This window comes from Planktothricoides sp. SR001 (genome assembly GCF_001276715.1).
In the GTDB taxonomy this organism is placed as follows: Bacteria; Cyanobacteriota; Cyanobacteriia; order Cyanobacteriales; family Laspinemataceae; genus Planktothricoides; species Planktothricoides raciborskii.
Genome location: NZ_LIUQ01000033.1, coordinates 17,035 through 43,048, shown reverse-complemented (window position 1 = coordinate 43,048; position 26,014 = coordinate 17,035). Strand labels below are relative to the sequence as shown.

Below are 26,014 nucleotides of genomic sequence, written 5' to 3'. Positions count from 1 at the left end.
AGAGAATCGCGATATTCTATATATTGCTCATCATGGCGATTGGGTGCATTACTCCGGTGAGCACAGAATCGCAATTCGGTACATTTTAATGAATCAATATTTTGCAACAGTTGCCAGAGGGTTAGAAACCCTGGCAGCCCAAGAGTTAGAAAACTTGGGGGCGCATTCTGTAGAACCGGGATTTTGTGGGGTTGCTTTTAGGGGCGATCGCACCTTACTTTACCGAGTAAATCTATGGGCTCGCTTACCCTTCCGCATCTTAATGAAACTTGATGAATTTCGCTGTCAAGACGCCCAAGAACTCTATCGCCACATCCAAACCATTGACTGGTCAAACTATCTGACTCCAGACTTGACCCTAGCGGTCAAAGCCACCGGGAAAAGCGATCGCCTCAACCACACTCATTTCACCGCCCTTCAGGTGAAAAATGCGATCGTAGACCAACAAATGCAGGAATTTGGCGATCGATCCAATGTAGACACGGAAGCCGCAGATTTGCGAATCTCCGTGCATATCGATCGCGATATCTGTACCCTAAGCCTCGATAGTTCCGGCAACAGTCTGCACCGTCGAGGTTATCGTCCGGCAGTTGGGGCCGCCCCCTTAAAAGAATCTTTAGCCGCTGCCCTAATTCAAATGTCCGGGTGGCAACCCGACCTTATGTTCTACGATCCCCTCTGTGGTTCCGGCACTTTACCCCTAGAAGCCTGTTTAAAAGCCCTCAACGTCGCCCCCGGACTATTTCGGGAAAGCTTTGGCTTTGAAACTTGGCGAGACTTTGACCCCTCAGTGTTGGAAAAACTGATTCAAGAAGCGGAAGACAGCCAACTGGATCAGCTTCCCGCACCAATTTGGGGCAGCGATGGGGATCCGAAAATGATCGAACAGGCGATCGCCAATGCCACCAACTGCGGCGTCCTCGATCAAGTCTATTTTTCTCAACTAGACTTAAATGAAATAGCTGCCCCTGGAGACAGTGGAGTGTTATTCTGCAATCCTCCTTATGGAGAACGCTTAGGGCGCGATCGTGACCTAGGGGAATTTTACAAACAACTAGGAGACATCCTCAAACAACGGTTCAAAGGCTGGACAGCCTTCATCCTCAGTGGCAACAAAGAACTCGCCAAATCCATTGGACTCAAATCATCGCAACGGACGGCAGTATTTAACGGCACATTGCCCTGTCAGCTAATGAAATATGAACTCTACTAGAGGGTCCGCGCATTCCGGCAGATATTTTTGGGTTAAAAGCATAGATTTACTGTCGGAATGCGCGGACCCCTACAGAGGTTGTGGACAAAAAACACAAAACCCCCTTTCCGCAAGGGAAAGGGGGCGAAAAGCCACAAGAATATCCGCTTAATAAGCGTCTTGTAACTCGTAAAAATCTGGGGAAATATAATCCTTGCGTAAAGGCCAACCCACCCAATCCTCATTCATCAAAATTCGTTTCAGGTTGGGATGTCCTTCATACACAATCCCGTACATATCATAAGACTCCCGTTCTTGGAAATCTGCCGCCTTCCAGATCCAATAAACCGAAGGCACTCTGGGGTCTTCTCTGGGCAAGAAAACCTTCACCCGCACCTCCTCTGGCTCAGTGACATTATCCTTCACCTTCACCAAATGGTACATACTCACCAAATCTTCCCCAGGGCCAACATCATAGCCACATTGACATTGGAGATAATTAAACCCATAAGCATAGAGAGCGGTTGCCAGAGGAATTAAGAAATCTCGGTCAACCTTGATCATCTCTACCCCGGAATGATCGTTGCCCAAAGACTCATGTTGAAAACCATTCTGGGTTAACCATTGGGATACCTTACCCGGAGATGCCACTGGCACACTAGAGGCTTCAGCGATCGGAGTATTCTTCTCTTCAGCCACGTTTCACCTCCTGTTTTTGCGCCGACTGAGCCGACTTCAGGGCCGGAGGCACAGGCATACCCATCGCTTCCGTCAACTGCTTCGGTGGCACCTGTCTCGATTCAGTCTGCAAATACTGACCCGTCAAAATCGGCGAAACCGCCTTCATTTGATGCTTCGTCGTATGGTAACGATGAGTTTGTTGCAACATTCCCCGTTCTTGGATCGACTCATTCGCCACCTTTTTCCGCAGCTTCACGATCGCATCCATAATCGCTTCTGGACGGGGAGGACATCCTGGAATATACACATCCACCGGAATCAACTTATCCACCCCGCGCACTGCCGTAGGAGAATCCATACTAAACATTCCCCCGGTAATCGTGCAAGCACCCATCGCGATCACATACTTCGGTTCCGGCATTTGCTCATAAAGTTTCACCAAAGTCGGCGCATACTTCATCGTAATCGTCCCAGCAGTAATCAACAAATCCGCTTGTCTAGGGCTACAACGGGGAACCAGACCAAAACGGTCAAAGTCAAACCGCGAGCCGATCATCGCCGCAAACTCAATAAAACAACAAGCCGTACCATACATCAAAGGCCACAGACTCGATAACCGCGCCCAATTATAAAGATCATCCAGGGTCGTCAACACGACATTTTCTGAAAGCTCTTGAGTGACCTGGGGTCGCTCAATTGGGTTCATAATATATTTTTCGTCATTCATGGGCGTTTTTAAGACCATTCCAAAGCTCCTTTTCGCCATGCGTAAACCAGTGCAATGATTAAAATTGCAATAAATATCAAGGCTTCAATAAACGCCAAGAGTCCCAGTTTATGGAACGCCACCGCCCAGGGATATAGAAAAACCGTTTCTACATCAAAGACAACAAACACCAGGGCGAACATATAGTAGCGAATGTTGAACTGAATCCAGGCACCACTAAAAGGCTCAATCCCGGATTCATAAGTCGTCCGCCGTTCTAAAGAAGTCCCTTTAGGGCGCAAGAGCTTCGATGCACCCAAGGCAACAATTGGGACTAAACTGCAAACTAGCAGAAAGCCTAGTAAATACTCGTAGCCGCTAAGGACAAACACAATAAATATCTATAAAGTGACAGGACTTCAGGATTTGATTCGTTTACATTTTTACATAATCCTGGTGCTTGTTGATCGGCATCGTCTCTTTTAGCTCGTTGCATTTTTTTATCTTTGTCATTAGTTATTCGTTGTTAGTGATTCGCTATTTGCCAGAAGCCCCCCTGCCCCCCGCACCCGAAGCCCCCCATAAAAATAGCAAATAACAAATAACAAATAATTAATAATAAATAACAAATAAAATTAAACAGATTTTTGCCAAACACTTGCGGTACACCAATCTTTGTCATAATCTGTTACATATATTTTAAGATTTGCCACAATCGCATTTTTTTGAGTAGCCATGAGCAGCGAAGTCATAGAACCAGTCAACCTAGATCGGTATGAATGCCGCGCCTGCGGATATATTTATGAACCGGAAAAAGGGGATGCCCGCAGTAAGGTGGAGGCCAACACACCATTTACAGAATTGCCGGTGTCATGGCGCTGTCCTGTCTGTGGGGCAAAAACTTCCGCCTTTGCGAATATCGGGCCGGCTGGCACTGCCTCGGGATTTAAAGAAAATTACAATTATGGTTTAGGAGTCAATGTTTTAACTCCGGGAATCAAGAATGTACTCATTTTTGGCGCATTGGGGTTGGGAGTCTTATTTTTCCTCAGCCTCTATAGCTTAAATTAGAGAATGTGTTTTGGAATGTGAATTCCAGTGATTGACTGTTGGTGGGTAGCGCAATCGAAGCGGTCAGGCTAGTAGCGCGGTGATTTTCATCACTTCAACTCAGGCTTAAGAAAATTCACTGGTGAACAAATCAACCAGATGAAATTCTCGGAAAATTTATTTTGCGTGATTTGGCAAATAATGCAGAGCGAAATTTAACCGTAATGAAATCGATCTTGAAACATTGGCAAAGAATTGTCGGCTTGTTGGCAGTTGTGCTGCTCTGTGCTGGATGTAAATATGCTCCATCACTGAGTTACAACCCTTGGCACCCCGTATATGTTCCCAGTCAAGTTAACCTGCTGGATATTGGTTTCACCAACAATGGTAAACATGGGTGGTTGGTGGGAGCCGAGTCTACTTTACTCGAAAGTACCGATGCAGGGGAGACTTGGCAGAAAATCGGTCTGAGTTTAGATAGCGACAATTATCGCTTCACATCCGTGAGTTTTTCTGGTGAAGAAGGATGGATTGTTGGGGAACCGGCAATCATGCTTCATACTACCGATGAAGGAAAATCCTGGGAGCAAATTCCTTTGGACAAGAAATTGCCGGGAGACCCCCTGAAGATTGTTGCCCTAGGTGACAAACAAGCGGAAATGCTGACGAATATCGGCGCGATTTATCGCACGGAAGATGCAGGCAAAACCTGGCAAGGGTTAGTCGCTTCCGCTGTCGGTGTGATGCGTAGCGTCGATCGCACCCCGGATGGTCGATATATTGCCGTATCCGCCAAAGGAAACTTCTACTCTACCTGGGAACCGGGTCAACCGGCTTGGGTACAGCATAATCGCACCAGTTCTCGTCGTCTTCAGAGTATGGGATTTGGACAAGATGGCCGGTTGTGGTTGTTAGCCCGAGGTGGAGAGATTCAATTTACCCAACCCAAAGAGACTGGGACTATTTCCTTTAGCGACTTAGAAGCACCTGATTTTTGGCAGGAACCGATTTTCCCTGAGTTTGCCACAAGCTGGGGATTGTTGGATTTAAGTTACCGAACTCCAGAAGAAATTTGGGTTTCCGGTGGCAGTGGCAATTTACTTTGCAGTCTTGATGGGGGACAAACCTGGCAAAAAGATCAGGCGGTAGAAAATTTGCCTTCAAATTTTTACAAGATTGTCTTTCTATCTCCTGAGCAAGGATTTGTGATTGGTCAGAACGGGTTGCTATTAAAATATCAAAAAGCCCCGGAAACGGCCTGAATCCCATTTATGGACGGGCAAAAACTGGAACCAGGGCAAAAACCGGGGCAAAAACCGGGGCAGAAATTTTTCCCGAATTTTTGCCGAATTTTTCCCGACTTCCGTATCCACAGGGTAAAAATGCTTAGTAAAAATCCGAATCAAGACTCGGCTTTGAGTTGCCAGCGATGGCATCATCGGTTGATCTCAAGCCAAGTTATGATAGATTTTTCACCATAGCCTTGATCCACCCGCCTGGAGAAAAGGTTCAGGAAATTATCGACGGAAAATTGATCTTCAAGAGCGATCGCTTACAGGTTAAAATCCTAAAAAGCCGAGCGCTGAAAACAGAAAAGCTAATTTGTGAGTTTTTGGAGATAAGAGGAGGATTCTTCAATGTCTGGAGTAACTGGTGAGCGTCCATTTGGTGACATTATTACAAGTATTCGTTATTGGGTGATTCACAGCATCACCATCCCGGCATTATTTATCGCCGGTTGGCTGTTTGTGAGCACTGGTTTGGCTTATGATGCTTTCGGCACTCCCCGCCCAAATGAATACTATACTCAAGATCGTTTGGAATTGCCAATTGTGCAAGACCGTTTTAATGCAAAACAACAAGTCGAAGAATTCATTGGTAAGTAATTAAATTTAAGGAAGCAGAAGTTATGGCAACTCAAAACACTAACGAGCCAATTAGTTACCCAATTTTTACCGTTCGCTGGCTGGCGGTTCATACCCTCGGCGTCCCAACGGTATTCTTTCTAGGCGCGATCGCCGCTATGCAGTTTATTCAACGGTAAAAAATCATGCCCTTAGAACGTAATCAAAACAGTAATAACCAACCAGTTGAACTCAACAGAACTTCCCTTTACCTGGGTCTGCTACTGATTTTTGTGCTGGGAGTTTTATTCTCCAGTTACTTCTTTAACTAAGTAGTGATTCTGGGTTGAACTTTTGAGCGGTGGTCGCGCAAGTGACTCGACTGGTCAGGAATTGTCTCCCAGGATAATTCCTCAAATAAATGCCTAAATCATTGGCGCAAACCAGTCGAGAAAACTAGCAACCTTTGCTCTATTTGACCGGCTCTATTTCACTGGCTCTATTTCACTCTCTGTGAAACTATCAAACTATCTTTAATCTCTTGATTAATCTCTTGATTTCTGGAGATCAAAGACGCTCGATGTAACGTTGTTTTTGTTAGGCATGAATTAAAGAGGTACAAGCTGTGTCTGAACCAGGAAGAATTCCTTTGTGGCTCGTCGCTACCGTCGCTGGTCTTGGTGTAATTGCCGTGGTGGGTCTTTTCTTTTACGGAGCTTATGCTGGGATTGGTTCTTCTATGTAAGAAGCAATTCGGTTTAACTCAGAGTTTTATATCTATCTAAAGTTTGGAAAAAATGGGACAGTTGCTTGGCTTAAACAGCAAATGTCCCATTTTTTGTTTTTTGATTGGTGTTTTGATTGGTGTTTTGATTGGTTGTTTGATTTGACCGGCGATCGCGTTACATTGCCCCCGCAAAATTACAAATCCTAGATTAAGAATTCCCATCCGGGGCGATCGCACCTCGTCACACCCAGGGGAGACTAATCTTGTAGAGGTTTTTGCCGGCTCGGAAAAATCGTTATTTCGATAGGTTCATCTGGGGGTGCGGGGCGACCACTTCGGGGAGTCCCTGCCAACCAGGAAGTGCTATATATAAACCCCTACAAGATTAGACCCTACAGAGGTACGGGGAATTTCGTGGTTTTTTGTTAAACAAGACCCCTGACTCTGATAGACTTTTAGACGGTCGTAGGCAGCACATACGACGACAAATCGGCTATGAAATTAGGAGATATCTAAATGGATAATGCAATTGGTTTAGAGATTATTGAAGTAGTTGAACAAGCAGCGATCGCTTCTGCTCGCTGGATGGGCAAAGGCGAAAAAAACACTGCTGACCAAGTGGCCGTAGAAGCCATGCGCCAACGCATGAACAAAATTCATATGCGGGGCAAAATTGTCATCGGTGAAGGGGAGCGGGATGAGGCGCCGATGCTCTACATCGGTGAAGAAGTGGGCATTTGCACCCAACCCGATGCCAAGAATTTCTGCGACCCAGAACAATTAGTGGAAATCGACATTGCCGTCGATCCCTGCGAAGGAACCAACCTGGTAGCATATGGCCAAAATGGTTCAATGGCAGTGCTGGCAATTTCCGAAAAAGGTGGCTTGTTTGCGGCTCCCGACTTCTATATGAAAAAACTTGCCGCCCCAGCGGTGGCGAAAAATCATGTAGATATTCGCAAGTCGGCTACAGAAAACCTGAAGATTCTCTCCGATTGTATGGATCGGTCGATTGACGAATTGGTGGTGGTAGTGATGGATCGCCCTCGTCACAAAGAATTGATTAAAGAAATCCGCGCCGCAGGTGCCCGCGTCCGACTGATCAGTGATGGGGACGTATCCGCCGCCATTTGCTGTGCTTTCTCCGGCACCAATATTCATGCCCTGATGGGCATTGGTGCCGCCCCAGAAGGGGTGATTTCTGCCGCAGCCATGCGAGCCCTGGGTGGACATTTCCAAGGACAGTTGATCTACGATCCCGAAGTAGTGAAAACTGGCTTGATTGGCGAAAGCAAAGAAAGCAATCTAGAACGCTTGGCCAGCATGGGCATTACCGATCCCGATAAAGTCTATAACGCTGAAGAACTGGCTTCTGGTGAAACCGTCCTGTTTGCCGCTTGTGGCATTACTCCAGGCCCATTGATGAACGGGGTGCGCTTTTTCCACGGCGGTGCGCGGACAGAAAGTTTGGTAATTTCCAGCCAATCTAAGACCGCTCGGTTTGTCGATACTGTTCATATGTTTGAAGCGCCTAAAACCATTCAAGTGCGCTAAGGCAGTTGCCAAGAATTAAGAATTATCAGATTTACCAAAATTTTATAATTCTTAATTCCCCAGTTTTCATGGTGAATTGATTCCTGAGTATTTACCGAAAATTTTAGCTTAATCTGTAAGTAATTCAGGGAGATTAGCATGATTTGATAATGAACTTTCAGCTTGATTTTTCTGGCTTCGCTTAGAGTAATTAAGCTGAAAGTTATAAAATAAATCCGTTTGAGGGTGTGATATCTCTCGGTGTCGGAACGGTTGAGTCTGGCTTTCAGATTATCTGTTGAGCTTTGATGATTTAAAAAATTTGTTGTCGATATTTCAAGAGGAATAACTTCAGGAAAATAAGCATGAATATTGCAGTCGTAGGTCTCAGCCACAAAACAGCGCCGGTAGAAATTCGGGAAAAACTGAGTATTCCAGAAACACAAATGAGTCAGGCGATGGCTCATTTGTTAGGTTATCCCCATATTGAAGAAGTGGCCATTTTAAGTACCTGTAACCGCTTAGAAATTTATGTGGTGACTACGGAAACTCAAGCCGGAGCCATGGAAATTACGCAGTTTCTTTCTGAGCATAGTAAATTGCCTTTACATAAGTTGCGGCCTCATTTGTTTATTCTGCTGCATGAAGATGCGGTGACTCATGTGATGCGGGTGGCTGCGGGTCTGGATAGTTTGGTTCTCGGTGAGGGTCAAATTCTGGCTCAGGTGAAAAATACCCACAAACTTGGACAACAATATAAAGGGGTGGGTCGCATTCTCAATCGCCTCTTGAAACAAGCGATTACCGCCGGAAAACGGGTACGCACGGAAACAAATATTGGCACTGGTGCCGTTTCCATTAGTTCTGCCGCCGTTGAGTTAGCCCAAATGAAGGTCGAGAGTCTCGAACCCCAGAAAGTTTGTATTATTGGGGCGGGCAAAATGTCCAGACTTTTGGTTCAACATTTGTTGGCTAAAGGCTGTCAGCAGATTGCGATTGTTAACCGTTCTATGGCGCGATCGCAGGAACTCGCCCAGAAATTTCCGGACGCAGCCCTACAACTGCATCCCCTGGCTGAAATGATGACGATTATTAGTCAATCAGATATCGTGTTTACCAGCACCGGAGCAACACAGCCATTACTCAACCGGGAAAAATTAGCCCCCGTCTTAGAACCGACCAAATCGATCATGTTGATTGATATTTCCGTCCCTAGAAATGTGGATGCCGATGTCCAGGAATTGACCAATGTGCAATCCTTTAATGTGGATGACCTAAAGGCTGTGGTTGCCCAAAACCAAGAAAGTCGCCGCCTGATGGCGATGGAAGCAGAGATACTCCTAGAAGAAGAAGTGGAAGCCTTTGATGTTTGGTGGAGTAGCTTGGAAACGGTGCCAACGATTAACAGCTTACGAGCAAAAATCGAAGGGATTCGCGAACAAGAATTAGAAAAAGCCCTCTCTCGTCTCGGTTCAGAATTCGCCGAAAAACATCAAGAGGTGATTGAAGCGTTGACGCGAGGAATTGTGAATAAAATTTTGCATGACCCAATGGTACAACTGCGGGCACAACAAGATATTGAGGCTCGACGCCAAGCGATGGCCACTTTGCAAACTTTGTTTAATTTAGAAGATGCTTGCTCTAGTGAGCAATATAGCTAAGTGGTTCATTGACTTCATTTTAAAAAAATCGCGAAATTGCTATTCGCGGCTAGTAAATGAAATAAATACTCAATTTACGATTGGGACATAGCAGCACAAAACCTCCAACCTCCTTGATCTCTCCTAGTTTATCAATGAGGTTGGCGGTTAGAATTTAATTTGAGGCAATAATTTAAATTGTAAGATTTATGGTGTGGGGGTTTTTGTTGGTTATGAATGATTCGGAAACTGCCCAGACACCAACAATTAACAATTAAAAATTAAGAACTTAAAAAGTACAATTAACACTTTAAAAAGTACAATTATAAATCATGGTTTTCTGGTTTTGGAAACGAGTTTTTCCGTTCATTATTTTGATATTAGGAATTTGGTTAACCTTTGATATTTTTGCCTGGATTATTACCGAAAATCTCTGGTTTCAGGAAATTGGTTATTATCGGGCTTTTTGGTTAAGGTTTATTACCCGTACTATTGTTTTTTTCTTGGTTTTTGCTGTTAGTATGACTTTTCTATGGGGCAATTTACAGATTGCTCATCGGCTGAAATCTGAACATATTACTCTAGAAAAACGTTCTAAACAATTGATACAATCAACGGTAGAAGCGACGGGAATAGAAATTAATTATGTCGAGTTTCAATTGAGGCTGCGATCGCTTTTGCCGATTGTGATTGGATTAGCGGTAATAGTCGAGTTAATGGTCTTATACTACGGTCAAGCTGCCGCGAAATATTGGCAACTGCCTGGGGGTTTGCCGTTGATGTATTCTTCAGCCCCCCGTGGTTTTGATATCCAAGTAATCTGGCAGATGATTGGGTCAATGGATGCCCCATATTGGCCGAAAATTTTAGGCTTATTTATCGGGGCAACTTTGCTGCTGTTTTATCCTCAAACCCTTTGGGCGATCGCGGCTTTTTTGAGTCTTTGTTTTGGTTTTGTCCTTTCTAATCATTGGGAAAAATTTTGGTTACTAGCTAAAGGTATATCGTTTAATGTTACCGATCCTTTGTTTCATAAAGATATTAGCTTTTATATCTTTAGGCTGCCTTTTTGGGAACTGCTAGAGTTTTGGCTAAAAGGCTTATTAATTGCGGCGGTTGTTGTGGTATTTATTGACTATTTACTGGCAAATAATAGCTTGAGTGATGGCCGTTTTTCTGGTTTTTCTCTAAAAGAACGCAGCCATATATATCGATTAATTAGCTTACTAATGGCCTGTATTGCGGGAAATTATTGGTTGTCTTGTTATCGCTTACTTTACTCTCACCGTGGGGTAAATTATGGCGCCAGTTTCACCGATGTGAAAGCTCAACTACCGGCATATATTATATTAAGTCTTGGCGCTAGTGCGATCGCGATTTTTCTGTTAATAATCACCAATACATTTAAATTTAGCGAATTACAGCTAATTACTCTCGGCAAATCTAGCAGCAAATCCCTAGAATATAACCAAAAAAAATCGATGAAAAAAACAGGATTAAATTTGGATAAAATAAGTAATTTTTATGGCAAAAAAAATCGTGATAAAATATCAACATTTAACAGCACAACCTCCAGCCTCCCAAAGCTGAGATATGCCATATTTGCCTATCTTTTAGTCATGGTTGTAGCTGAATATCTTTGGCCATCAGGAATACAGCGGTTTATGGTTCAACCCAACGAACTGGAGAGAGAAACTCCCTATATTCAGAGGAGTATTGCTTTTACTCGTCAGGGTTTTGGCTTAGATAATATTGAAACGCGAACCTTTGAACCAGAAGGAAAATTGACCTACAATGATATTAAAAATAATGACCTGACAATTCGCAATATTCGCCTGTGGGACAGTCGTCCTTTACTACAAACCAATCGGCAGTTACAACAAATTCGTCTATATTATAAATTCTTCGATGCGGACATTGACCGCTACACTCTGAAAAAAGAAGCACCCAGTGTTCAAGGGCTGACCACAGAAAAACAACAAGTCTTAATTTCGGCTCGCGAATTAGACTACAGCGCGGTTCCCGAAGCGGCGAACACCTGGGTAAACGAACATCTCGTTTATACCCACGGTTATGGGTTTACTCTTTCCCCTGTGAATACCGTTGGTCCAGGAGGTTTACCGGATTATTTTGTCAAAGATATTGGGGTCGGTACTGGGGATAACCAAGGACTTTTAGGCACTTCTAGCGAACGAATTCGCGCCAGTATTCCCATTAGTCATCCTCGGATTTATTACGGTGAATTAACCGATACTTATGTCATGGCACCGAGTCTGGTACGCGAGCTAGATTATCCCAGTGGTGATGAGAATGTTTATAATACTTATGATGGCAGTGGTGGGGTGTCTCTTAATTCTTGGTGGCGCCGGTTGGTGTTTGCTCAGTATTTGAAAAATTGGCAGATGGTTTTTACCAAGAATTTTACCCCGGAAACTAAAGTGTTATTTCGGCGGACGATTCAGGAAAGAGTTCAGTTAATTGCCCCTTTTTTAAAATATGACAATGACCCCTATTTGGTGGTGGCAAACACTAGCTTATTCCAGGGTCAAAATGGCACTGGTGAACCGAACCGTCCAGGGTCAACGGTTAATAATTATTTGTATTGGATTATTGACGCTTATACCACGAGCGATCGCTATCCTTATTCCCAACCGGGAGAAGAAGGCTTTAACTATATCCGCAACTCGGTAAAAGTGGTGATTGATGCTTACAATGGATCGGTTGGTTTCTATGTCGCCGATCCGACCGATCCAATTATCTCCACTTGGCAAGATATTTTTCCGGGGTTATTTCAACCCTTAGAGGAGATGCCATTAGCTTTGCGGGTGCATCTTCGTTATCCAGAAGATTTGTTTACGATCCAATCCCAACGCCTGCTGATCTACCACATGACCGACCCCCAGGTTTTTTATAACCGGGAAGACCAGTGGCAAATTCCTCAAGAAGTTTACGGCAATGAACGGCAGCTACTACAGCCCTATTATCTGATTATGAAACTGCCGACCCAAGACTCAGAAGAGTTTATCTTGCTCAATCCCTTTACTCCTACCAGTCGGAATAATTTAATCGGCTGGTTAGCCGGTCGTGCGGATAATGACAATTATGGCAAATTACTGCTGTATCAATTTCCTAAACAGCGGTTAATCTATGGTCCCGAACAAGTGGAAGCCCGGATTAATCAAGATCCGGTGATTTCCCAACAAATTTCTCTGTGGAGTCGGCAGGGTTCTCGGGCAATTCAAGGCAATTTATTGGTGATTCCCATTGAACAATCTCTGTTGTATGTAGAGCCATTGTATTTGGAAGCTGAACAAAATAGTCTGCCAATTTTAGCGAGGGTCATTGTGGTGTATGAAAATCAAATTGTGATGGCAGAAAGTCTGGAGGAGGCACTCAAGGCAGTGTTTGACCCGAAAAGTTCTTCCTCAACCACTATTATCAGACCTGTGGAACAACCAGAACTTCCTTAGTTTGTGTTATTTGTCTTTTAACGAATAACGAATAACAAATAACCAACAATAAATAACCAATAATAAATAAACCCTGTAGCCCCAGAATTGGCAAATCTCTATCTAGCGAGGTCTTAGATAGATAAACTGTTGTGATGAGGATTATATAAGTTGAGTTTTGTATGGATATCAGTGCAGTGGATTTGTGGCAACGATATCAAGAGTGGCTGTATTTTCACTCTGGATTAGGTTTGTACCTGGATATCAGCCGGATGCGGTTTGATGATGCTTTTGTGGCGAAGATGCAGCCGGAGTTTGAACGGGCATTTGTCCAAATGGCAGAGTTGGAACGGGGGGCGATCGCGAATCCCGATGAAAACCGGATGGTGGGTCATTATTGGTTACGCAACCCTGACTTAGCCCCGACCCCAGAACTGAAACAGGATATTATTCAGACTTTAGAGGCGATCGAGGCTTTTGTCGCGAAAGTGCATTCCGGGGAAATTCATCCCCCCAATCAGCCCAAATTTACTGATGTGCTGTCGATTGGGATTGGGGGTTCCGCCCTGGGGCCGGAGTTTGTGGCGGAAGCCTTGGAACCGGATCAGGCACCGATGAAGATTCACTTTATCGATAATAGTGACCCGACAGGAATTGATAAAGTCGTGAAATCCCTGGAAGATCGACTCTCTAGCACTCTGGTGATCATCATCTCCAAGTCTGGGGGCACCCCGGAAACCCGCAATGGGATGTTAGAAATTGAGTATGCTTTTACGCAGCGCAACCTGAATTTTGCCCAACAAGCGATCGCTATTACCGGAGTGGACAGCAACCTCGATCGCCATGCCAAGTCCCAAGGCTGGTTAGCCACCTTCCCAATGGAAGACTGGGTAGGAGGACGAACCTCGGAACTGTCCGCCGTGGGCTTACTTCCTGCCGCTTTACAAGGAATCGACATTCGCGAAATGCTGGCTGGGGCGAAAGAAATGGACATCGCCACCCGTACCCCGAACCTGAAAGACAATCCTGCTGCCTTATTAGCCCTCTCTTGGTACTTTGCGGGCAATGGACGCGGGGAAAAAGATATGGTGGTTTTGCCCTACAAAGATAGTTTGCTTTTATTTAGCCGCTATCTGCAACAACTGGTAATGGAATCTTTGGGCAAAGAAAAAGACCTAGATGGCAATATTGTTTACCAGGGAATTGCCGTTTATGGCAATAAAGGGTCTACGGATCAACACGCTTATGTGCAACAGTTGCGCGAAGGGGTGCCCAATTTCTTTATGACCTTGATTGAAGTCTTAGAAGACCGTCAAGGCCCCAGTATGGAAATCGAACCCAATGTCACTTGTGGCGATTATTTATCCGGCTTTTTAATGGGAACTCGCGCTGCTTTGTTTGAAAATGGCCGAGACTCCATTACTCTGACCATCCCCCAGGTGAACCCGCGCACCGTTGGGGCGTTGATTGCCCTGTATGAACGGGCTGTAGGATTGTATGCTTTTTTGGTGAATATCAATGCTTATCATCAACCAGGGGTAGAAGCAGGGAAAAAAGCCGCCGCCAGCATTTTGGCGCTGCAAAAACAGGTGTTGGCAGTGCTGCACCAAGAAACCGCCCCTCTGTCTTTGGAGGCGATCGCTGCTAAAGCTGGTGCCAGCGATCAAATTGAAATCGTCTATAAAATCCTCCGGCATTTGGCAGCTAACGATCGGGGTGTTGTTTTACAAGGCGATTTCGCGAAACCATCTAGCCTCACCGCGATGATTTCCGCTAGTTAGTTGTTAGTTGGTTGTTGGTTGTTGTTGGTTAATTGTTGTTTGTTGGTTGTTGTTTGTTGGTTGTTATTTGAAAATCGGATAACCAATAGCCAACAACTAACAACTAATAACCAACAACTAACAACTAATAACCAATAACCAGAGAGAGAATAGAGGAGAGAGAAGAGAGAAGAGTGAATATCTTTACTCTTTACTCTTTCCTCTTTGCTCTTTGCTCTTTGCTCTTTGCTCTTTGCTCTTTGCTCTTTGCTCTTTCCTCTTTACTATTTCCTCTTTACTCTTTACTCTTTACTCTTTACTCTTTACTCTTTCCTCTTTCCTCTTTCCTCTTTCCTCTTTCCTCCCCCTACACCCCACACCCCACACCCCTTGACTATCCATGTCTCTGATAATTCTTGTTGTTGATGACGATCCGGCAATTTGTTTGTCGATTAGTGACTATCTTCACGGTTCTGGTTATGCGGTAATCCGGGCAGAAAATGGCCGAGATGCGCTGATTTTAGTGGAAAAATATCGGCCACATTTACTGATTACGGATATTATTATGCCGGGGATGGATGGTTATGAATTGATTAAAAAAATTCGGGAACAACCTTTTTTTAGATTATTGCCGGTGATTTTATTAACCAGTAAAACTAAGACCGAGGAAAGAATTTTAGGGTATCAAGTTGGTTGTGATGTTTATTTGCCCAAACCGTTTGAGTTGCCAGAGTTGGGGGCGGTGGTTCGCAATTTGTTGGAGCGATCGCAGCTAATTAACGCTGAAAAAGATTTTTCTGTTTATCTAGCTTCTCAAGTGGATTCCCGCTTTCGCGGGAATGACAAGCTTGTGTCGGCAGATCGCCCAGTTTCCGATGCCAAAAATTTAACCGTTGATTCCAGAAAAATCGCCCCTTTAGAGATTGATTTAACTCACCGGGAACAAGAAGTTTTAAGTTTCTTAACTTGGGGATTATCCAATGCAAAAATAGGCGATAAAATGCACCTGAGTTCTCGCACCGTTGAAAAGTATGTGAGTAGTTTATTGAGAAAAACATCCACTTGTAATCGTGCGGAACTGGTACGATTTGCGATCGCCCATCAATTAGTTGATTAATAATTGTTTTTGGTTGGGGTGTGGGGTGTGGGGTGTGGGGTGTGGGGGAAGAGAAGTGAAAAGTCGTAGGGGCTTTCTGGCCATTCGCCCGTACAAAAGTCGTAGGGGCGAATGGCCAGAAAGCCCGTACAAGTGAAAAGTTATGCATAAATATCACTATTCACTATTCACTATTCACTATTCACTATTCACTATTCACTCTTCCCCACACCCCACACCCTACACCCTACACGACGGCGGCTTCCCCCTACACCCTGTTAGTTGTTAGTTGTTATTTTGAGCTAAATAATGAATCACGAGTCACTAATAACCAATCACGAACAACTAAGAATATTTTTTCTAGGCGCAACATCACCCAATCGATCGCCTCAAGTACCACTTGCAAGGGATGTTTAACATAGCCAACGGAGACAACCTTGGTTTCAATATAATCCCGTCCGGTTTCCGGTTCTCCCATTCCGGTAACGGGAGTTTCAGTTTGGGTCAGAGTCGAGGTGGTTTCAGCGGTAGCAGGATCCTTCAGGGTCAGTTGATGGCTTGCTCGTGAATGCGCGATCGCCTCAATTTTTCCCCAGTTTTCTGCCACCGTTTGGCCAACTTTCTGGATCGTGGTGGTGGCTACTGTTGCCACGGTTAATGGCAGGAATGCAGCCGTGTTTTTTAGGGTGTAGGGTGTAGGGTGTAGGGTGTAGGGTGTAGGGTGTAGAGCCGCCGTCGAGAGAGAAAGCTCCTCTGCTCCTCTGCTCCCCCGCTCCTCTGCTCCCATGCTCCCCTGGTTCGGGGAATTCACCGTCGGAATATGAACTAAAGCGTTCACTTTGCCAAACCATTCGGTGATGGTGGTGCGAATAACTGCTTCACTTTTTTGTACTACTTGCACCAGTTGCGGCAATGGGTTTTCGGCTAAGTCGGAGGCTGATGCTGGGACGAATGTTTGAGTTTGAGCCGTTTGGTTTGCTGAGGCAGCCTTTGCCAGAGTCGCACTGCTGGGTTCAGCCCATAAATCGCGGGTTAAATCTTCATCTTCTAAATTGAGGGGATAGTCTCCCTGCCACATATACCAATTTTTGACAGGTTCCCAGAAGGATCGCGTGTTGTCCACCACCGCATCAGTCATCTCTTGCCACTGGGGAAACTGTCCCGCTTCTAACTGGGCTACGGTGCGTTCGCGAAGCGTTGCGGATGCAATATCGATGGATTTTAAGAATAATGAGTCTTCGGTCGGGGGCGCTTGAGTCGCCTTTAAACCGGCACCAATGCCCATGTTTTCCCCGGAAAGATTTTGCGCGGTTGCGGCAGTGGGGGGCAGATGTTTTAATTTTGATTCTTTAAACAGATTCACTTTGACCGCCACAGTGCTGGTTTCCATCCAGTTGATCAGCTTGTGAAATAGCCGAGTCAAGGGGGGATCGTTTGGTTTATCCGTCAAAGGCGGTAAGGGCAGATCCGCTTCACTTTCGCTAACCGTGGCAAGCGCTGTTTCTGGCTGCTTGGTCGGTTGGGACTTAGGCGGTGACTGAACTTTGGCCACGGCAGATGACCGTGGCTTGCTTCCGGGCAACCCAGGCCGTTTTTGACTGACGGTTTGCTGTAGCTGTTTGCCCACCAGTCGCCCGGTTTGAAACATGGCATACAGGGGATACATCAACAACTGAACTGTCCAGATCGTTGTGGTTTGGACTTGTCGCGCTGCTTGTCCCATGCGATCAGATAGCTGTTGGGACTTTTCCAGTAGGAGGTTGAGGAATCGGCTTTGGTAACGGCCCGTAGAAGCAGAAGACATGGCATTGGCTCAAAATTCTTCCTTATATTAAAGCAAAATTTTGCCCTGAATGCCAATATGATTCGTTGTTCTTGGTTATTGGTGATTTTAACAGCAAGTAACCAATAACCAATAACCAATAACCAATAACTAATAAACAGTTAATTTTGATTTCCGGGAATAGCCGCAGATTTAATTGACTGAATCAGTCCCTCGCGATCGCAAGACTGGGCGACTTTTTGCGTTGCTAACTCGTGATCCAGACCGCCAGTAATGCCACTGGTATCAACGCAAGAGGCGAGTTCCCGTTGGCTGTTCTGGACAAACCATCGATATTCATTGACGGTTTCGGGACGGGCATAATCCAGACATTCAAGCCAATATTTTTCCGCTTCTGACATCTTTTTCTGTTCCGTGAGGGCTTCTCCCAAGAAACAATAAGCCATACCCCCACCAATTTGTTCTTCAGTAATTTGATCGTCAATAGCGATCGCCTGTCTCAACTCTCTCTCCGCTGCGGGATAGTTCTTTTGCGCCAACAATGCCCAACCCAAATTGCGGTGCAATTGATATTCGATTTGTGGATCATTTTTCACCCTTTGCAGACCTGCCCGCAGCAATGTCTCCGCCGGATCGAACTTGGATTGCTGAATATAGACCCGCCCGATAGAGTTGAAGCCTTCGGGGTTGCCATTAACCACTGCGTTTTTATACTGTACCAGGGCTTTGTCTAATTCCCCTGTGCTTTCGTAAACTTTCCCCAAAGGAACATAAAACTTGGAATCTTCCGAATTGAGTTGAATCGCCTGAAGTAATTTTTCCTCAGTATGGGCCAAGTTACCCGCATCATATTCCGCAACGGCTTTTTTATAAAGGTAATTGGGTAAACTACGGTGGATACCATAGACCGAAAGCAACAGCAGCATGGCGAACCCACAACTCACCTCACTGTGCCACTTTGAAGGAACACCCATTTTGTGCAGCAGTTTGGCGACCTGTTGATGTCCGTCGGCGGTCAGCGCCCCTTTACCAATCAAGGCGATCCCCGTTGCTTGGGCAATGGTTCCAAATGCCTCGGTGACACCTAAGCCACCGATCGCAAAAGCCTGAAGGGTGATAAACAAATAGCTACCGGCTAAACCCAAAGCCGCAGTGGTGATGACATTCCACACCCAGTCAAACCGATCCCACGAGTCAATTTCCGGTGGTAATTCAAAAAACCACCACCAGGCTGAAGGATCGGGGTTGAGGGGTTCGCGAAATTGCTCCAAGTTGACCGCACGGGCGATCGCTTCTCCTAGCTGTTTCAATCGCCGATCCAATTGCATCAACGAAACGAAGGCGATCGCTGATAATTTGGTTTTATCTGGGAGTAATTGCTGCACCGCATCTCGTGCCAGCAGCACTTTAACCGCTTGGATTTCTGACAGATTCGGGGCTGCGGATTCAAGCTCGTTTAAGGCTGCCTGATAAGACTCAATTGCCCCGTCTAAATCCGTGGTAGGCTTATGATTACTTTCAGTCATCATGTTTGATTGATGATAAATGGTATTTCTTTCTTTAGAAGAATAAGTTTATTCTAATTAGTTTTATCCACATTGACAATCCCAATAAGCTGATTTTTCAGAAAATATGTTTATACGGTTGCTAATTTTCCAAAAATGCAGCATTAAGCGTGTGGGGCGACCCCTGGGGGATCGCCTTACACCCTTAATGTTGTATAAATTTTTGTTGGTAAAAATTATTTATTAGTAAGTGACTGATTGATCCTAAAAGCTATTTTTTATTTTTAAAAATTCATTTATTGTGATATAATTGAGTCATATGATTGGTAAAATGTTCATGCCAAACAAGAATAATCGATAACCAATAAACCTAAAAATTATGATCGAGACACAAACTACAGAAAATAAAGAAAATTTAGATGTTATAGAAGCGATCGCGCATTTGCGGCAGTTAACCCAAGTAAATCTGCAAAATCACTGGCATTATTGCCAGGAAAATTTAGATATTTCCCAAGTTAATCACTTCCCCAACGGGGATTTAGGGCATAATTGGCCGATCGCCGAGTTAAATGAAAAAGCACATATTGCTTGGTCAGCCAAAAAAGAAGTAATTTGGCTGACTCAAACCATCGCCATTCCCCCGGATTTACAAGGATATCCTTTAGCGGGTTTTAGCTTGCGGTTGGCTTTGCTTTGGTGGGCAGAAGATGCTCAGGTTTTTGCCAATGGCGAACTGCTACAATCCGGGGATTTATTTGATTGTAATGTGAGAATTTTGGTCAGTCAAACAGTGGTTCCCGGTGAAAAAATTACCCTAACTTTACGGTTGGTCAGTCCCGGACACGACCCAGGGGCTTTGGTGCGATCGCAGTTAATTTATCAACCCGCAGATCCCCAGGAAATTGACCCAGGTTTTGTGGCCGATGAACTGACAATTTTATGGAAATATCTGCAAAATTATGCCCCGGATTCACAGGAATTAATTCACCTATTTAAACAGCAAATTCATTTAATTAACTGGTCAGCAGTTCACCACCGAGAAACCTTTAATCAATCTTTAGGTTTAATCCGAGAAAACCTGCGATCGCTCCTTTCACAAATTCCCAATATTCCCCATAAAATATCACTCCTAAGCCATGCCCATTTAGACATGGCTTGGTTATGGCCAATTAGTGAAACTTGGACAGCAGCCCAACGGACTTTTACCTCAGTCTTAAACCTGATGAAAGAATTCCCCGACTTAACCTTTGGTCATTCCACTGCTGCCCTATATGAATGGATAGAAACCCATCGTCCTGACCTATTTTTGGCAATTCAAAAACAAGTCAAAGCCGGACGTTGGGAAATTCTCGCGGGCTTATGGGTGGAACCGGAATTAAATATTATTTCTGGAGAATCTATTGTCCGGCAATTACTCTATGGTCAGCGCTATTGTTTAGCCAAATTTGGTCAATTAGCGCCGGTTGCTTGGTTGCCGGATACCTTTGGTTTTTGTTGGCAACTGCCCCAACTCTTGACCCAAGGAGGTATTCAATATTTTGTCACCCAAAAACTGCGCTGGAACGATACTACCGAGTTTCCCTATAGTCTTTTCTGGTGGGAATCCCCCGACGGTAGCCGCATTTTCAGCCTGATGTCTGCCCCGATTGGTAAAGATATTCAGCCGGTAGAAATGGCCGAATATGCGATGGATTGGCAGCAGAAAACTGGCATAAATCACGCCCTTTGGTTGCCCGGAGTGGGCGACCACGGCGGCGGCCCCACTCGTGAGATGTTAGAAGTGGCTGAAAAATGGCAATATTCTCCATTTATACCACAATTAGATTGTACCACATCTGAGGCATATTTGCAACAGTTATCTCAAGAAAAAATCAGCAAAAATTTACCGATTTGGCAAAATGAACTCTATTTAGAATTTCACCGAGGTTGCTATACCACTTATGGGCGACAAAAACAATGGAATCGCCGCTGTGAACGGTTATTATATGAAGCGGAATTGTTTAGCAGTTTAGCCCAAATTATTGGTGATTTGCCTTATCCCAAAGCTGAGTTAGAAACCGCTTGGAAACAGGTACTTTTTAATCAATTTCACGATATTTTACCCGGTTCCTCAATTCCCGAAGTGTATGAGGAAGTTAATCAGAGTTGGCAAAAGGCTGAACGAGTGGCAAAGAATATATTAGACCGGGCTTTAAAGGCGATATTGCATCAAATTGACTTGCCTCAACCTCCGAGGGTTGATGCCAAACTGATTGTTATTTTTAATTCCCTAAACTGGTCTCGTTCTGAGGTATTGGCGGTCGATTTAACCACTATTTCCGCAGCGGGAAAATCCTGGAAAGTTTACGATCGCGCTGGGGAAGAAGTGCGATCGCAGCTTACGGAAAACTCCCTGTTATTTTATGCAGCGGATATTTCTTCCATTGGTTATAATACTTTTTGGTTAGTGGGTGATATTAATCCCGATATTCCCGATAGTGTGAACCAGCCCGTAGGGGCGAAGCATTCGCGGATGAATCTCCCAGATCAAGTGAAAACTTATTTACGCGAATGCTTCGCCCCTACAAATTTTGACAAAAATAATCAGGATTTACCGTTAATTCTAGAAAACGATCTGCTGCGAGTCATCGTTGACCCAGAAACGGGGAATCTGCAAAGTATTTTTGATAAAGTTAATCAACGAGAAATACTCAGCGATGCCGGAAATAAACTGCAAGCATTTCAAGATAGCGGTCAATATTGGGATGCTTGGAATATTGACCCAAATTATGCCGAACATCCCTTAAATCCGCCGGTTTTAAAGGCAATTCTCTGGGAAGAATATGGGCCAATTCAATGGCGTCTACGGGTGATTCGGGAGTTAGAAAATTCCGAGTTTGTCCAAGACTATATTTTACAGATTCATTCACCAATTTTAAAAATAGCGACCAGCGTCGATTGGCAGACTCCTCATATGATGGTTAAGGCGGCATTTCCTTTAAATGTTACAGCGGATATGGCTACTTATGAGATGCCTTGTGGGGCGATCGCCCGTTCCACGAACCCTCAGACTCCAGCGGAAAAAGCCCAATGGGAAGTTCCCGGTTTACATTGGGCAGATTTAACCGAAAATATGCCTAAAATGCCTAAAATTGCTTCAGAAACGGTTGCCCATCAAGAAGAAAAAGACACTTATGGAGTCAGCTTATTAAATGACTGTAAATATGGCTATGATGCCCAACCGAATCAATTACGGTTAACCCTGTTGCGGGGGTCAACTTGGCCCGACCCCAATGCGGACTTTTATCACCATAAATTTACTTATGGAATTTATCCTCATGGGGGCAGTTGGCAGCAGGCAAAAACTGTCCGACGGGGTTATGAGTTTAATCAACCGTTGTTGGTGCAGTTGTTCGATCATTTCCCAGAATTACACTCACCGATTTCGGAGAAAAAATTGCCTAGTAAAGTTTCTTTTTTGGACTTATCTGCCGAAAATTTAATTTTGATGGCATTTAAACCCACGGAAGATAATTATGAGGCTAAACAATGGATTTTACGGTGTTATGAATGTCACGGACAAGCCACGGAAATTCAGTTAGAAAGTGATTTGGGTTTAAAGATTGACGGTTCGGTGGATTTATTAGAACAAGCGACTCCTTCAGTAAATCTGGACATTTTCCCTTGGCAAGTGAGGACTTTTCGCATAGTCTAAAGAGTTAAAAGAGTTATCGGCGATCGGTTATTGGTTATGCCTGATTCTGGTTTTTTATCAAATAACCAATAACCAAAAATTAATCCCCAGAAATTAATCAACTGCCGGGAGCGTAAAATAAAAAGTTGATCCTGCCCCTACTTGAGATTGTACCCAAATTTCACCCCGATGTCTTTGGACAATTTTTTTACAAATGGCTAAACCAATACCTGTACCGGGATATTCTTCGCGAGTATGGAGTCGTTGAAATATGGTAAAAATTCGCTCAAAAAACTCTGGGGCAATGCCAATGCCATTATCGCTGACCGCAAAGCGCCAATAATTTTCTATGCGCGTCGCGGAAATATGAATAATCGGCGATCGCTCAGTCCGATATTTAATCCCATTGACAATTAAATTTTGGAATAATTGAACAAGCTGAGTGTGATCGCCGAGCACCACGGGCAAAGGTTCGTGATTGATAATAGCATCATTCAGAAAAATGGTTAAATTCAGGTTTTCCAGGACAAGATTCAAGACAGCTTCACATTCCACTTGCCCTAATTCGTTTTTTTGACTGCCTAGACGAGAAAATTCTAGCAAATCTTCAATTAATTGCTGCATTCGTTGGGCTGCTTTGACCACAAATTGAATATATTTATCTGCTTTTTCATCGAGTTTACCTAAGTAACGACGAGAGATTAATTGACTATAGCTGGTAATAATTCTTAAAGGCTCTTGTAAATCGTGAGAAGCCACATAAGCAAATTGTTCAAGTTCGGCATTAAAACGGGCTAATTCTATTGCGTGTTGCGCTAACTGTTCCTGGGCACGTTTGCGATCGCTAATATCGGTATAAATGTACACAAAACCAACAATTTTGCCGCTTTCATCTTTAATCGCATCGGCACGTAATAAAATATCTAAAAAATCTCGATGATGAGTTTGCATTTTCACTTCTCCCCGCCAAGATACCCCTTGTTTAATTGTGTCAAACACTGAGGTGCATAGGGAAGAATCAGCATAAAGAATATTCAGCCCTTTGTGCGAAATCAGTGGCGCTAATTCATAGCCAAATAGCTTGATAAATGCTGGGTTAATATAAATTGGATTTCCCGATAAATCTGTGATGGCGATCGCATCTGAGGTACTTGCCACCGCTTTACTGAGACGCAAAAGTTTTTGCTGATTTTTTTTCTGTTCTGTAATATCGATTCCTGCGCCGAGAATTTGTTTAGGTAAGCCATTGGCATCGCGCAAAAATAAAGTTTCTTCACATTGAAAATTGCGCCAAACTCCCTCAGCATCTTGGATCCGCATTTCCGTTTGCAAAATCTCGCCATCTTTTACCGATTCCCAACGTTTTTTCAGATTAATTTCTGAGAGACTATCTTCAGGATGCAATAAGGTTAATAACAGGGGGCCTGCTTGTTCTATTTCCTGAATTTTCGCCAAATCATATCCTAAAATTTCTGATATTTGAGAATTAAAATAAGTATTTTTTTGTTCGACTAAATCGTAAATATATATGAGAACTGGCACTGTATCAGTAATTTTTTGAATAAATCGCTGGCTATCGATCAAGGCTTGACCCGTACTCACGAGATCGCTAATATCTCGCACGAAAGCAAACATCAGCTTTTCGTTGCCTAACTGAGTCACGGTCACGCTCAGTTCTACATGAATAATTGCTCCATCAGATCGGCGATACTTACTTTTTAAGCGCTCGGAAATCTTGGGAGGTTTCTTAGAAAAATTACCCGGATGCTTTACGGGACTCGGAAAACAAATTGCCTGGATATGCTTGCGGATTTCTTCTGGAGTATCCAGGGCTAATAAATCTTGAACTTTCATGCCCAGCAATTTATCTTCTGAATATTGCATGATATCCATAAATGCTGAATTCACTTTTAAGATATTCCCTTGAGCATCAAAGCGGAAAAAGCCATCCATTGTGGTTTGCAAAATTAATTGATTCCATTGCATCTGTTGTTGCACTGCCCGTTCCGCTTGTTTGCGATCGCTAATATCCCGGACAATGGCTAAAACTTGATGCTTCAGAAATACCGCCATGCGGACTTCATAATCGCGAATTTGATGATTTACGGGTAACTGATATTCTAAAAGTTGAGTTGTCTGATTTTTTAATGTTTGTTGAATTAATTTAATCACTTTTTTTGCCAAATTTTCTGGCAAGACATTGGTAATTTTTTTGCCAATAAACTGATTGAGTGTGACAAAGGGATGAAATTGTTTGGCCGGAATAAATTCTAAAAAAATTCCCTCTCGATCCATACAAAATAGGGCGTCGGGTATGGCCGCTAAAATTGCTTTTTTTCTCGCTTCACTTTCTGCCAGCGCTCTTTCCGCTGCCTGACGGTGGGTAATATCCCGATAAGCACTGAGAAATAAATTGCGATCGCCGTCTCGCACCAAGGAAGTAGACACTAATAAAGTTTTTTCTTGGCCTGTTTTAGTTTTAATTATAGTTTCTCGATGAATATTTTTACCACTTTCTATGATTTTTTTGAACCCGGTCATGGCTTTTTTATATTCACGAGGTTCTGGATAGAGTCGAGCCAGAAAATTTTCACAACTGTTGGCTTCTGATTTCGTATATCCAGTAATTTCTTCCATTTTCGAGTTAAATAATTCAAACTTCCCGGTTTCCTCTCCAAAGGTAATACCTTCGGCAACGGTTTCCAGAATCGTCATCAAGCGTTCAACGGTGTTTTGGATTTCGACTTCAGTCCGCTGCCGCTCAATAATTTGTTTCTCCAGTTGTAAATTAGCTAGTTTAAGCTGTTCGGTTCTTAAATGAACCACTTTTTCTAATTCTTGCCGGCTATGTTTTAATTCAGTTTTTACCTGCTCAACTTGGCTAATATCTCGCAAAAATAATAAAAACAGTTCTTTGGCTAAAGTAATCTTTTTAATTTTAATTTCTACCCAATGATGATTGCCAAATTTATCTAAAATATTACCAGAAAAATGGTTACACTCTAGAGCCAAGCTTTCTGGTTTTTTAGCAGCCAGAATTAATTCCTCTAACAAACCAGCTTCAATCAGTTGAGTAATCTGACTAATTTGATTAATTTCTGAGGCTGAATAGCCAAATATTTCCGTTATATTTCCCGCTGAATAAATAATATCTCCTAATGGATCGCAAATAAATATGACATCACTAATATGATTGAGAATAATCGATAATACTTCTCCATTCAAGGGTGTATCTGATTTGTTAAAATGATTCAACATAGATGTTTTTTATTATTTTGGTTGCTCAGAATTTATTAAACAAGCAGATAAAAAAAATTAAATGATGTTACAGACAAAAATTTACGGATAGGGAAGGTCGGATCGGCAAATCGACAA

At 43.7% G+C, this 26,014-nt stretch carries 20 protein-coding genes; 13 read left to right on the top strand and 7 right to left on the bottom strand.

Annotated elements, in window-relative coordinates:
- The first annotated feature begins 88 nt into the window (after positions 1–88).
- Positions 89–1,213: a class I SAM-dependent RNA methyltransferase gene (locus tag AM228_RS18425; protein WP_054467976.1), complete on the top strand. Its 1,125-nt coding sequence runs from the start codon at positions 89–91 to the stop codon at positions 1,211–1,213.
- Between the two features lie 147 nt (positions 1,214–1,360).
- On the opposite strand, the gene AM228_RS18420 is transcribed toward AM228_RS18425, so the two are convergent.
- From AM228_RS18420 to ndhC, 3 genes are read right to left on the bottom strand one after another with little or no spacing between them, the layout of a single operon-like run.
- Positions 1,361–1,891, bottom strand: a complete 531-nt coding sequence (locus AM228_RS18420) for an NAD(P)H-quinone oxidoreductase subunit J (protein WP_369817770.1) — start codon at positions 1,889–1,891, stop codon at positions 1,361–1,363.
- Entirely contained in the window at positions 1,884–2,618 is a 735-nt protein-coding gene (gene ndhK, locus AM228_RS18415) for a photosynthetic/respiratory NAD(P)H-quinone oxidoreductase subunit K (RefSeq protein WP_054467922.1), read from the bottom strand. The genes AM228_RS18420 and ndhK overlap by 8 nt, the downstream gene beginning before the upstream one ends.
- Positions 2,609–2,971, bottom strand: coding sequence for a photosynthetic/respiratory NAD(P)H-quinone oxidoreductase subunit C (gene ndhC / locus AM228_RS18410; protein WP_054467920.1), 363 nt, complete (start codon positions 2,969–2,971; stop codon positions 2,609–2,611). Before ndhC ends, ndhK begins: the two co-directional genes overlap by 10 nt.
- Positions 2,972–3,314: 343 nt before the next feature.
- Between ndhC and AM228_RS18405 the strand changes: the two genes are divergently transcribed.
- The 7 genes from AM228_RS18405 to glpX all read left to right on the top strand — a co-directional run bounded on the left by AM228_RS18405 (position 3,315) and on the right by glpX (position 7,754).
- The gene (locus AM228_RS18405; RefSeq protein ID WP_054467918.1) at positions 3,315–3,650 is read left to right on the top strand and encodes a rubredoxin; all 336 of its coding nucleotides are present in this window, start codon (positions 3,315–3,317) and stop codon (positions 3,648–3,650) included.
- A 203-nt stretch (positions 3,651–3,853) separates the two neighbouring features.
- The gene (locus tag AM228_RS18400) at positions 3,854–4,891 is read left to right on the top strand and encodes a photosynthesis system II assembly factor Ycf48 (RefSeq protein ID WP_054467915.1); all 1,038 of its coding nucleotides are present in this window, start codon (positions 3,854–3,856) and stop codon (positions 4,889–4,891) included.
- A 375-nt stretch (positions 4,892–5,266) separates the two neighbouring features.
- A complete protein-coding gene (gene psbE, locus AM228_RS18385) occupies positions 5,267–5,515 on the top strand; it encodes a cytochrome b559 subunit alpha (protein WP_054467910.1) in 249 nt (82 codons plus the stop codon).
- Positions 5,516–5,538: 23 nt separating this feature from the next.
- Positions 5,539–5,673: a cytochrome b559 subunit beta gene (gene psbF, locus AM228_RS18380; RefSeq protein ID WP_054467908.1), complete on the top strand. Its 135-nt coding sequence runs from the start codon at positions 5,539–5,541 to the stop codon at positions 5,671–5,673.
- Between the two features lie 6 nt (positions 5,674–5,679).
- A complete protein-coding gene (locus tag AM228_RS29900) occupies positions 5,680–5,805 on the top strand; it encodes a photosystem II reaction center protein L (protein ID WP_072160837.1) in 126 nt (41 codons plus the stop codon).
- A 293-nt stretch (positions 5,806–6,098) separates the two neighbouring features.
- Positions 6,099–6,218, top strand: coding sequence for a photosystem II reaction center protein J (locus tag AM228_RS29895; protein WP_072160836.1), 120 nt, complete (start codon positions 6,099–6,101; stop codon positions 6,216–6,218).
- 498 nt (positions 6,219–6,716) lie between these two features.
- Complete coding sequence (glpX, locus tag AM228_RS18375; RefSeq protein WP_054467906.1) at positions 6,717–7,754, top strand: class II fructose-bisphosphatase; 1,038 nt, start codon at positions 6,717–6,719, stop codon at positions 7,752–7,754.
- Here glpX and AM228_RS33010 read toward each other — a convergent pair.
- Complete coding sequence (locus AM228_RS33010) at positions 7,751–8,128, bottom strand: hypothetical protein (protein ID WP_156331888.1); 378 nt, start codon at positions 8,126–8,128, stop codon at positions 7,751–7,753. The genes glpX and AM228_RS33010 overlap by 4 nt on opposite strands.
- Between AM228_RS33010 and AM228_RS18370 the strand changes: the two genes are divergently transcribed.
- The 4 genes from AM228_RS18370 (at position 8,099) to AM228_RS18355 (ending at position 15,699) form a co-directional block, all read left to right on the top strand.
- Complete coding sequence (locus tag AM228_RS18370; RefSeq protein ID WP_054467905.1) at positions 8,099–9,394, top strand: glutamyl-tRNA reductase; 1,296 nt, start codon at positions 8,099–8,101, stop codon at positions 9,392–9,394. The genes AM228_RS33010 and AM228_RS18370 overlap by 30 nt on opposite strands.
- 311 nt (positions 9,395–9,705) lie before the next feature.
- Positions 9,706–12,843, top strand: a complete 3,138-nt coding sequence (locus AM228_RS18365; protein WP_054467903.1) for a UPF0182 family protein — start codon at positions 9,706–9,708, stop codon at positions 12,841–12,843.
- Positions 12,844–13,010: 167 nt separating this feature from the next.
- Positions 13,011–14,603, top strand: coding sequence for a glucose-6-phosphate isomerase (locus AM228_RS18360; protein WP_197285341.1), 1,593 nt, complete (start codon positions 13,011–13,013; stop codon positions 14,601–14,603).
- Between the two features lie 379 nt (positions 14,604–14,982).
- Positions 14,983–15,699, top strand: a complete 717-nt coding sequence (locus tag AM228_RS18355; protein WP_054467900.1) for a response regulator transcription factor — start codon at positions 14,983–14,985, stop codon at positions 15,697–15,699.
- A gap of 271 nt (positions 15,700–15,970) precedes the next feature.
- On the opposite strand, the gene AM228_RS18350 is transcribed toward AM228_RS18355, so the two are convergent.
- Both AM228_RS18350 and AM228_RS18345 read right to left on the bottom strand, forming a co-directional pair.
- A complete protein-coding gene (locus AM228_RS18350) occupies positions 15,971–17,482 on the bottom strand; it encodes a hypothetical protein (RefSeq protein WP_054467898.1) in 1,512 nt (503 codons plus the stop codon).
- A 140-nt stretch (positions 17,483–17,622) separates the two neighbouring features.
- The gene (locus tag AM228_RS18345; RefSeq protein WP_082348942.1) at positions 17,623–18,990 is read right to left on the bottom strand and encodes a tetratricopeptide repeat protein; all 1,368 of its coding nucleotides are present in this window, start codon (positions 18,988–18,990) and stop codon (positions 17,623–17,625) included.
- Positions 18,991–19,345: 355 nt separating this feature from the next.
- Between AM228_RS18345 and AM228_RS18340 the strand changes: the two genes are divergently transcribed.
- Positions 19,346–22,660 (top strand): alpha-mannosidase, encoded by a 3,315-nt coding sequence (locus tag AM228_RS18340; RefSeq protein ID WP_054467894.1) that lies wholly within the window; start codon positions 19,346–19,348, stop codon positions 22,658–22,660.
- 93 nt (positions 22,661–22,753) lie between these two features.
- On the opposite strand, the gene AM228_RS18335 is transcribed toward AM228_RS18340, so the two are convergent.
- Positions 22,754–25,897: a PAS domain S-box protein gene (locus tag AM228_RS18335; RefSeq protein ID WP_054467892.1), complete on the bottom strand. Its 3,144-nt coding sequence runs from the start codon at positions 25,895–25,897 to the stop codon at positions 22,754–22,756.
- Positions 25,898–26,014: the final 117 nt, after the last annotated feature.

Coding starts and splice junctions, on each gene's coding strand:
- AM228_RS18425 (WP_054467976.1), top strand. CDS start 89: ATGAATCAATATTTTGCAACAGTTGCCAGAGGGTTAGAAACCCTGGCA.
- ndhK (WP_054467922.1), bottom strand. CDS start 2,618: ATGGTCTTAAAAACGCCCATGAATGACGAAAAATATATTATGAACCCA.
- AM228_RS18405 (WP_054467918.1), top strand. CDS start 3,315: ATGAGCAGCGAAGTCATAGAACCAGTCAACCTAGATCGGTATGAATGC.
- AM228_RS18400 (WP_054467915.1), top strand. CDS start 3,854: ATGAAATCGATCTTGAAACATTGGCAAAGAATTGTCGGCTTGTTGGCA.
- psbE (WP_054467910.1), top strand. CDS start 5,267: ATGTCTGGAGTAACTGGTGAGCGTCCATTTGGTGACATTATTACAAGT.
- psbF (WP_054467908.1), top strand. CDS start 5,539: ATGGCAACTCAAAACACTAACGAGCCAATTAGTTACCCAATTTTTACC.
- AM228_RS29900 (WP_072160837.1), top strand. CDS start 5,680: ATGCCCTTAGAACGTAATCAAAACAGTAATAACCAACCAGTTGAACTC.
- glpX (WP_054467906.1), top strand. CDS start 6,717: ATGGATAATGCAATTGGTTTAGAGATTATTGAAGTAGTTGAACAAGCA.
- AM228_RS18370 (WP_054467905.1), top strand. CDS start 8,099: ATGAATATTGCAGTCGTAGGTCTCAGCCACAAAACAGCGCCGGTAGAA.
- AM228_RS18365 (WP_054467903.1), top strand. CDS start 9,706: ATGGTTTTCTGGTTTTGGAAACGAGTTTTTCCGTTCATTATTTTGATA.
- AM228_RS18355 (WP_054467900.1), top strand. CDS start 14,983: ATGTCTCTGATAATTCTTGTTGTTGATGACGATCCGGCAATTTGTTTG.
- AM228_RS18350 (WP_054467898.1), bottom strand. CDS start 17,482: ATGTCTTCTGCTTCTACGGGCCGTTACCAAAGCCGATTCCTCAACCTC.
- AM228_RS18345 (WP_082348942.1), bottom strand. CDS start 18,990: ATGATGACTGAAAGTAATCATAAGCCTACCACGGATTTAGACGGGGCA.
- AM228_RS18340 (WP_054467894.1), top strand. CDS start 19,346: ATGATCGAGACACAAACTACAGAAAATAAAGAAAATTTAGATGTTATA.
- AM228_RS18335 (WP_054467892.1), bottom strand. CDS start 25,897: ATGTTGAATCATTTTAACAAATCAGATACACCCTTGAATGGAGAAGTA.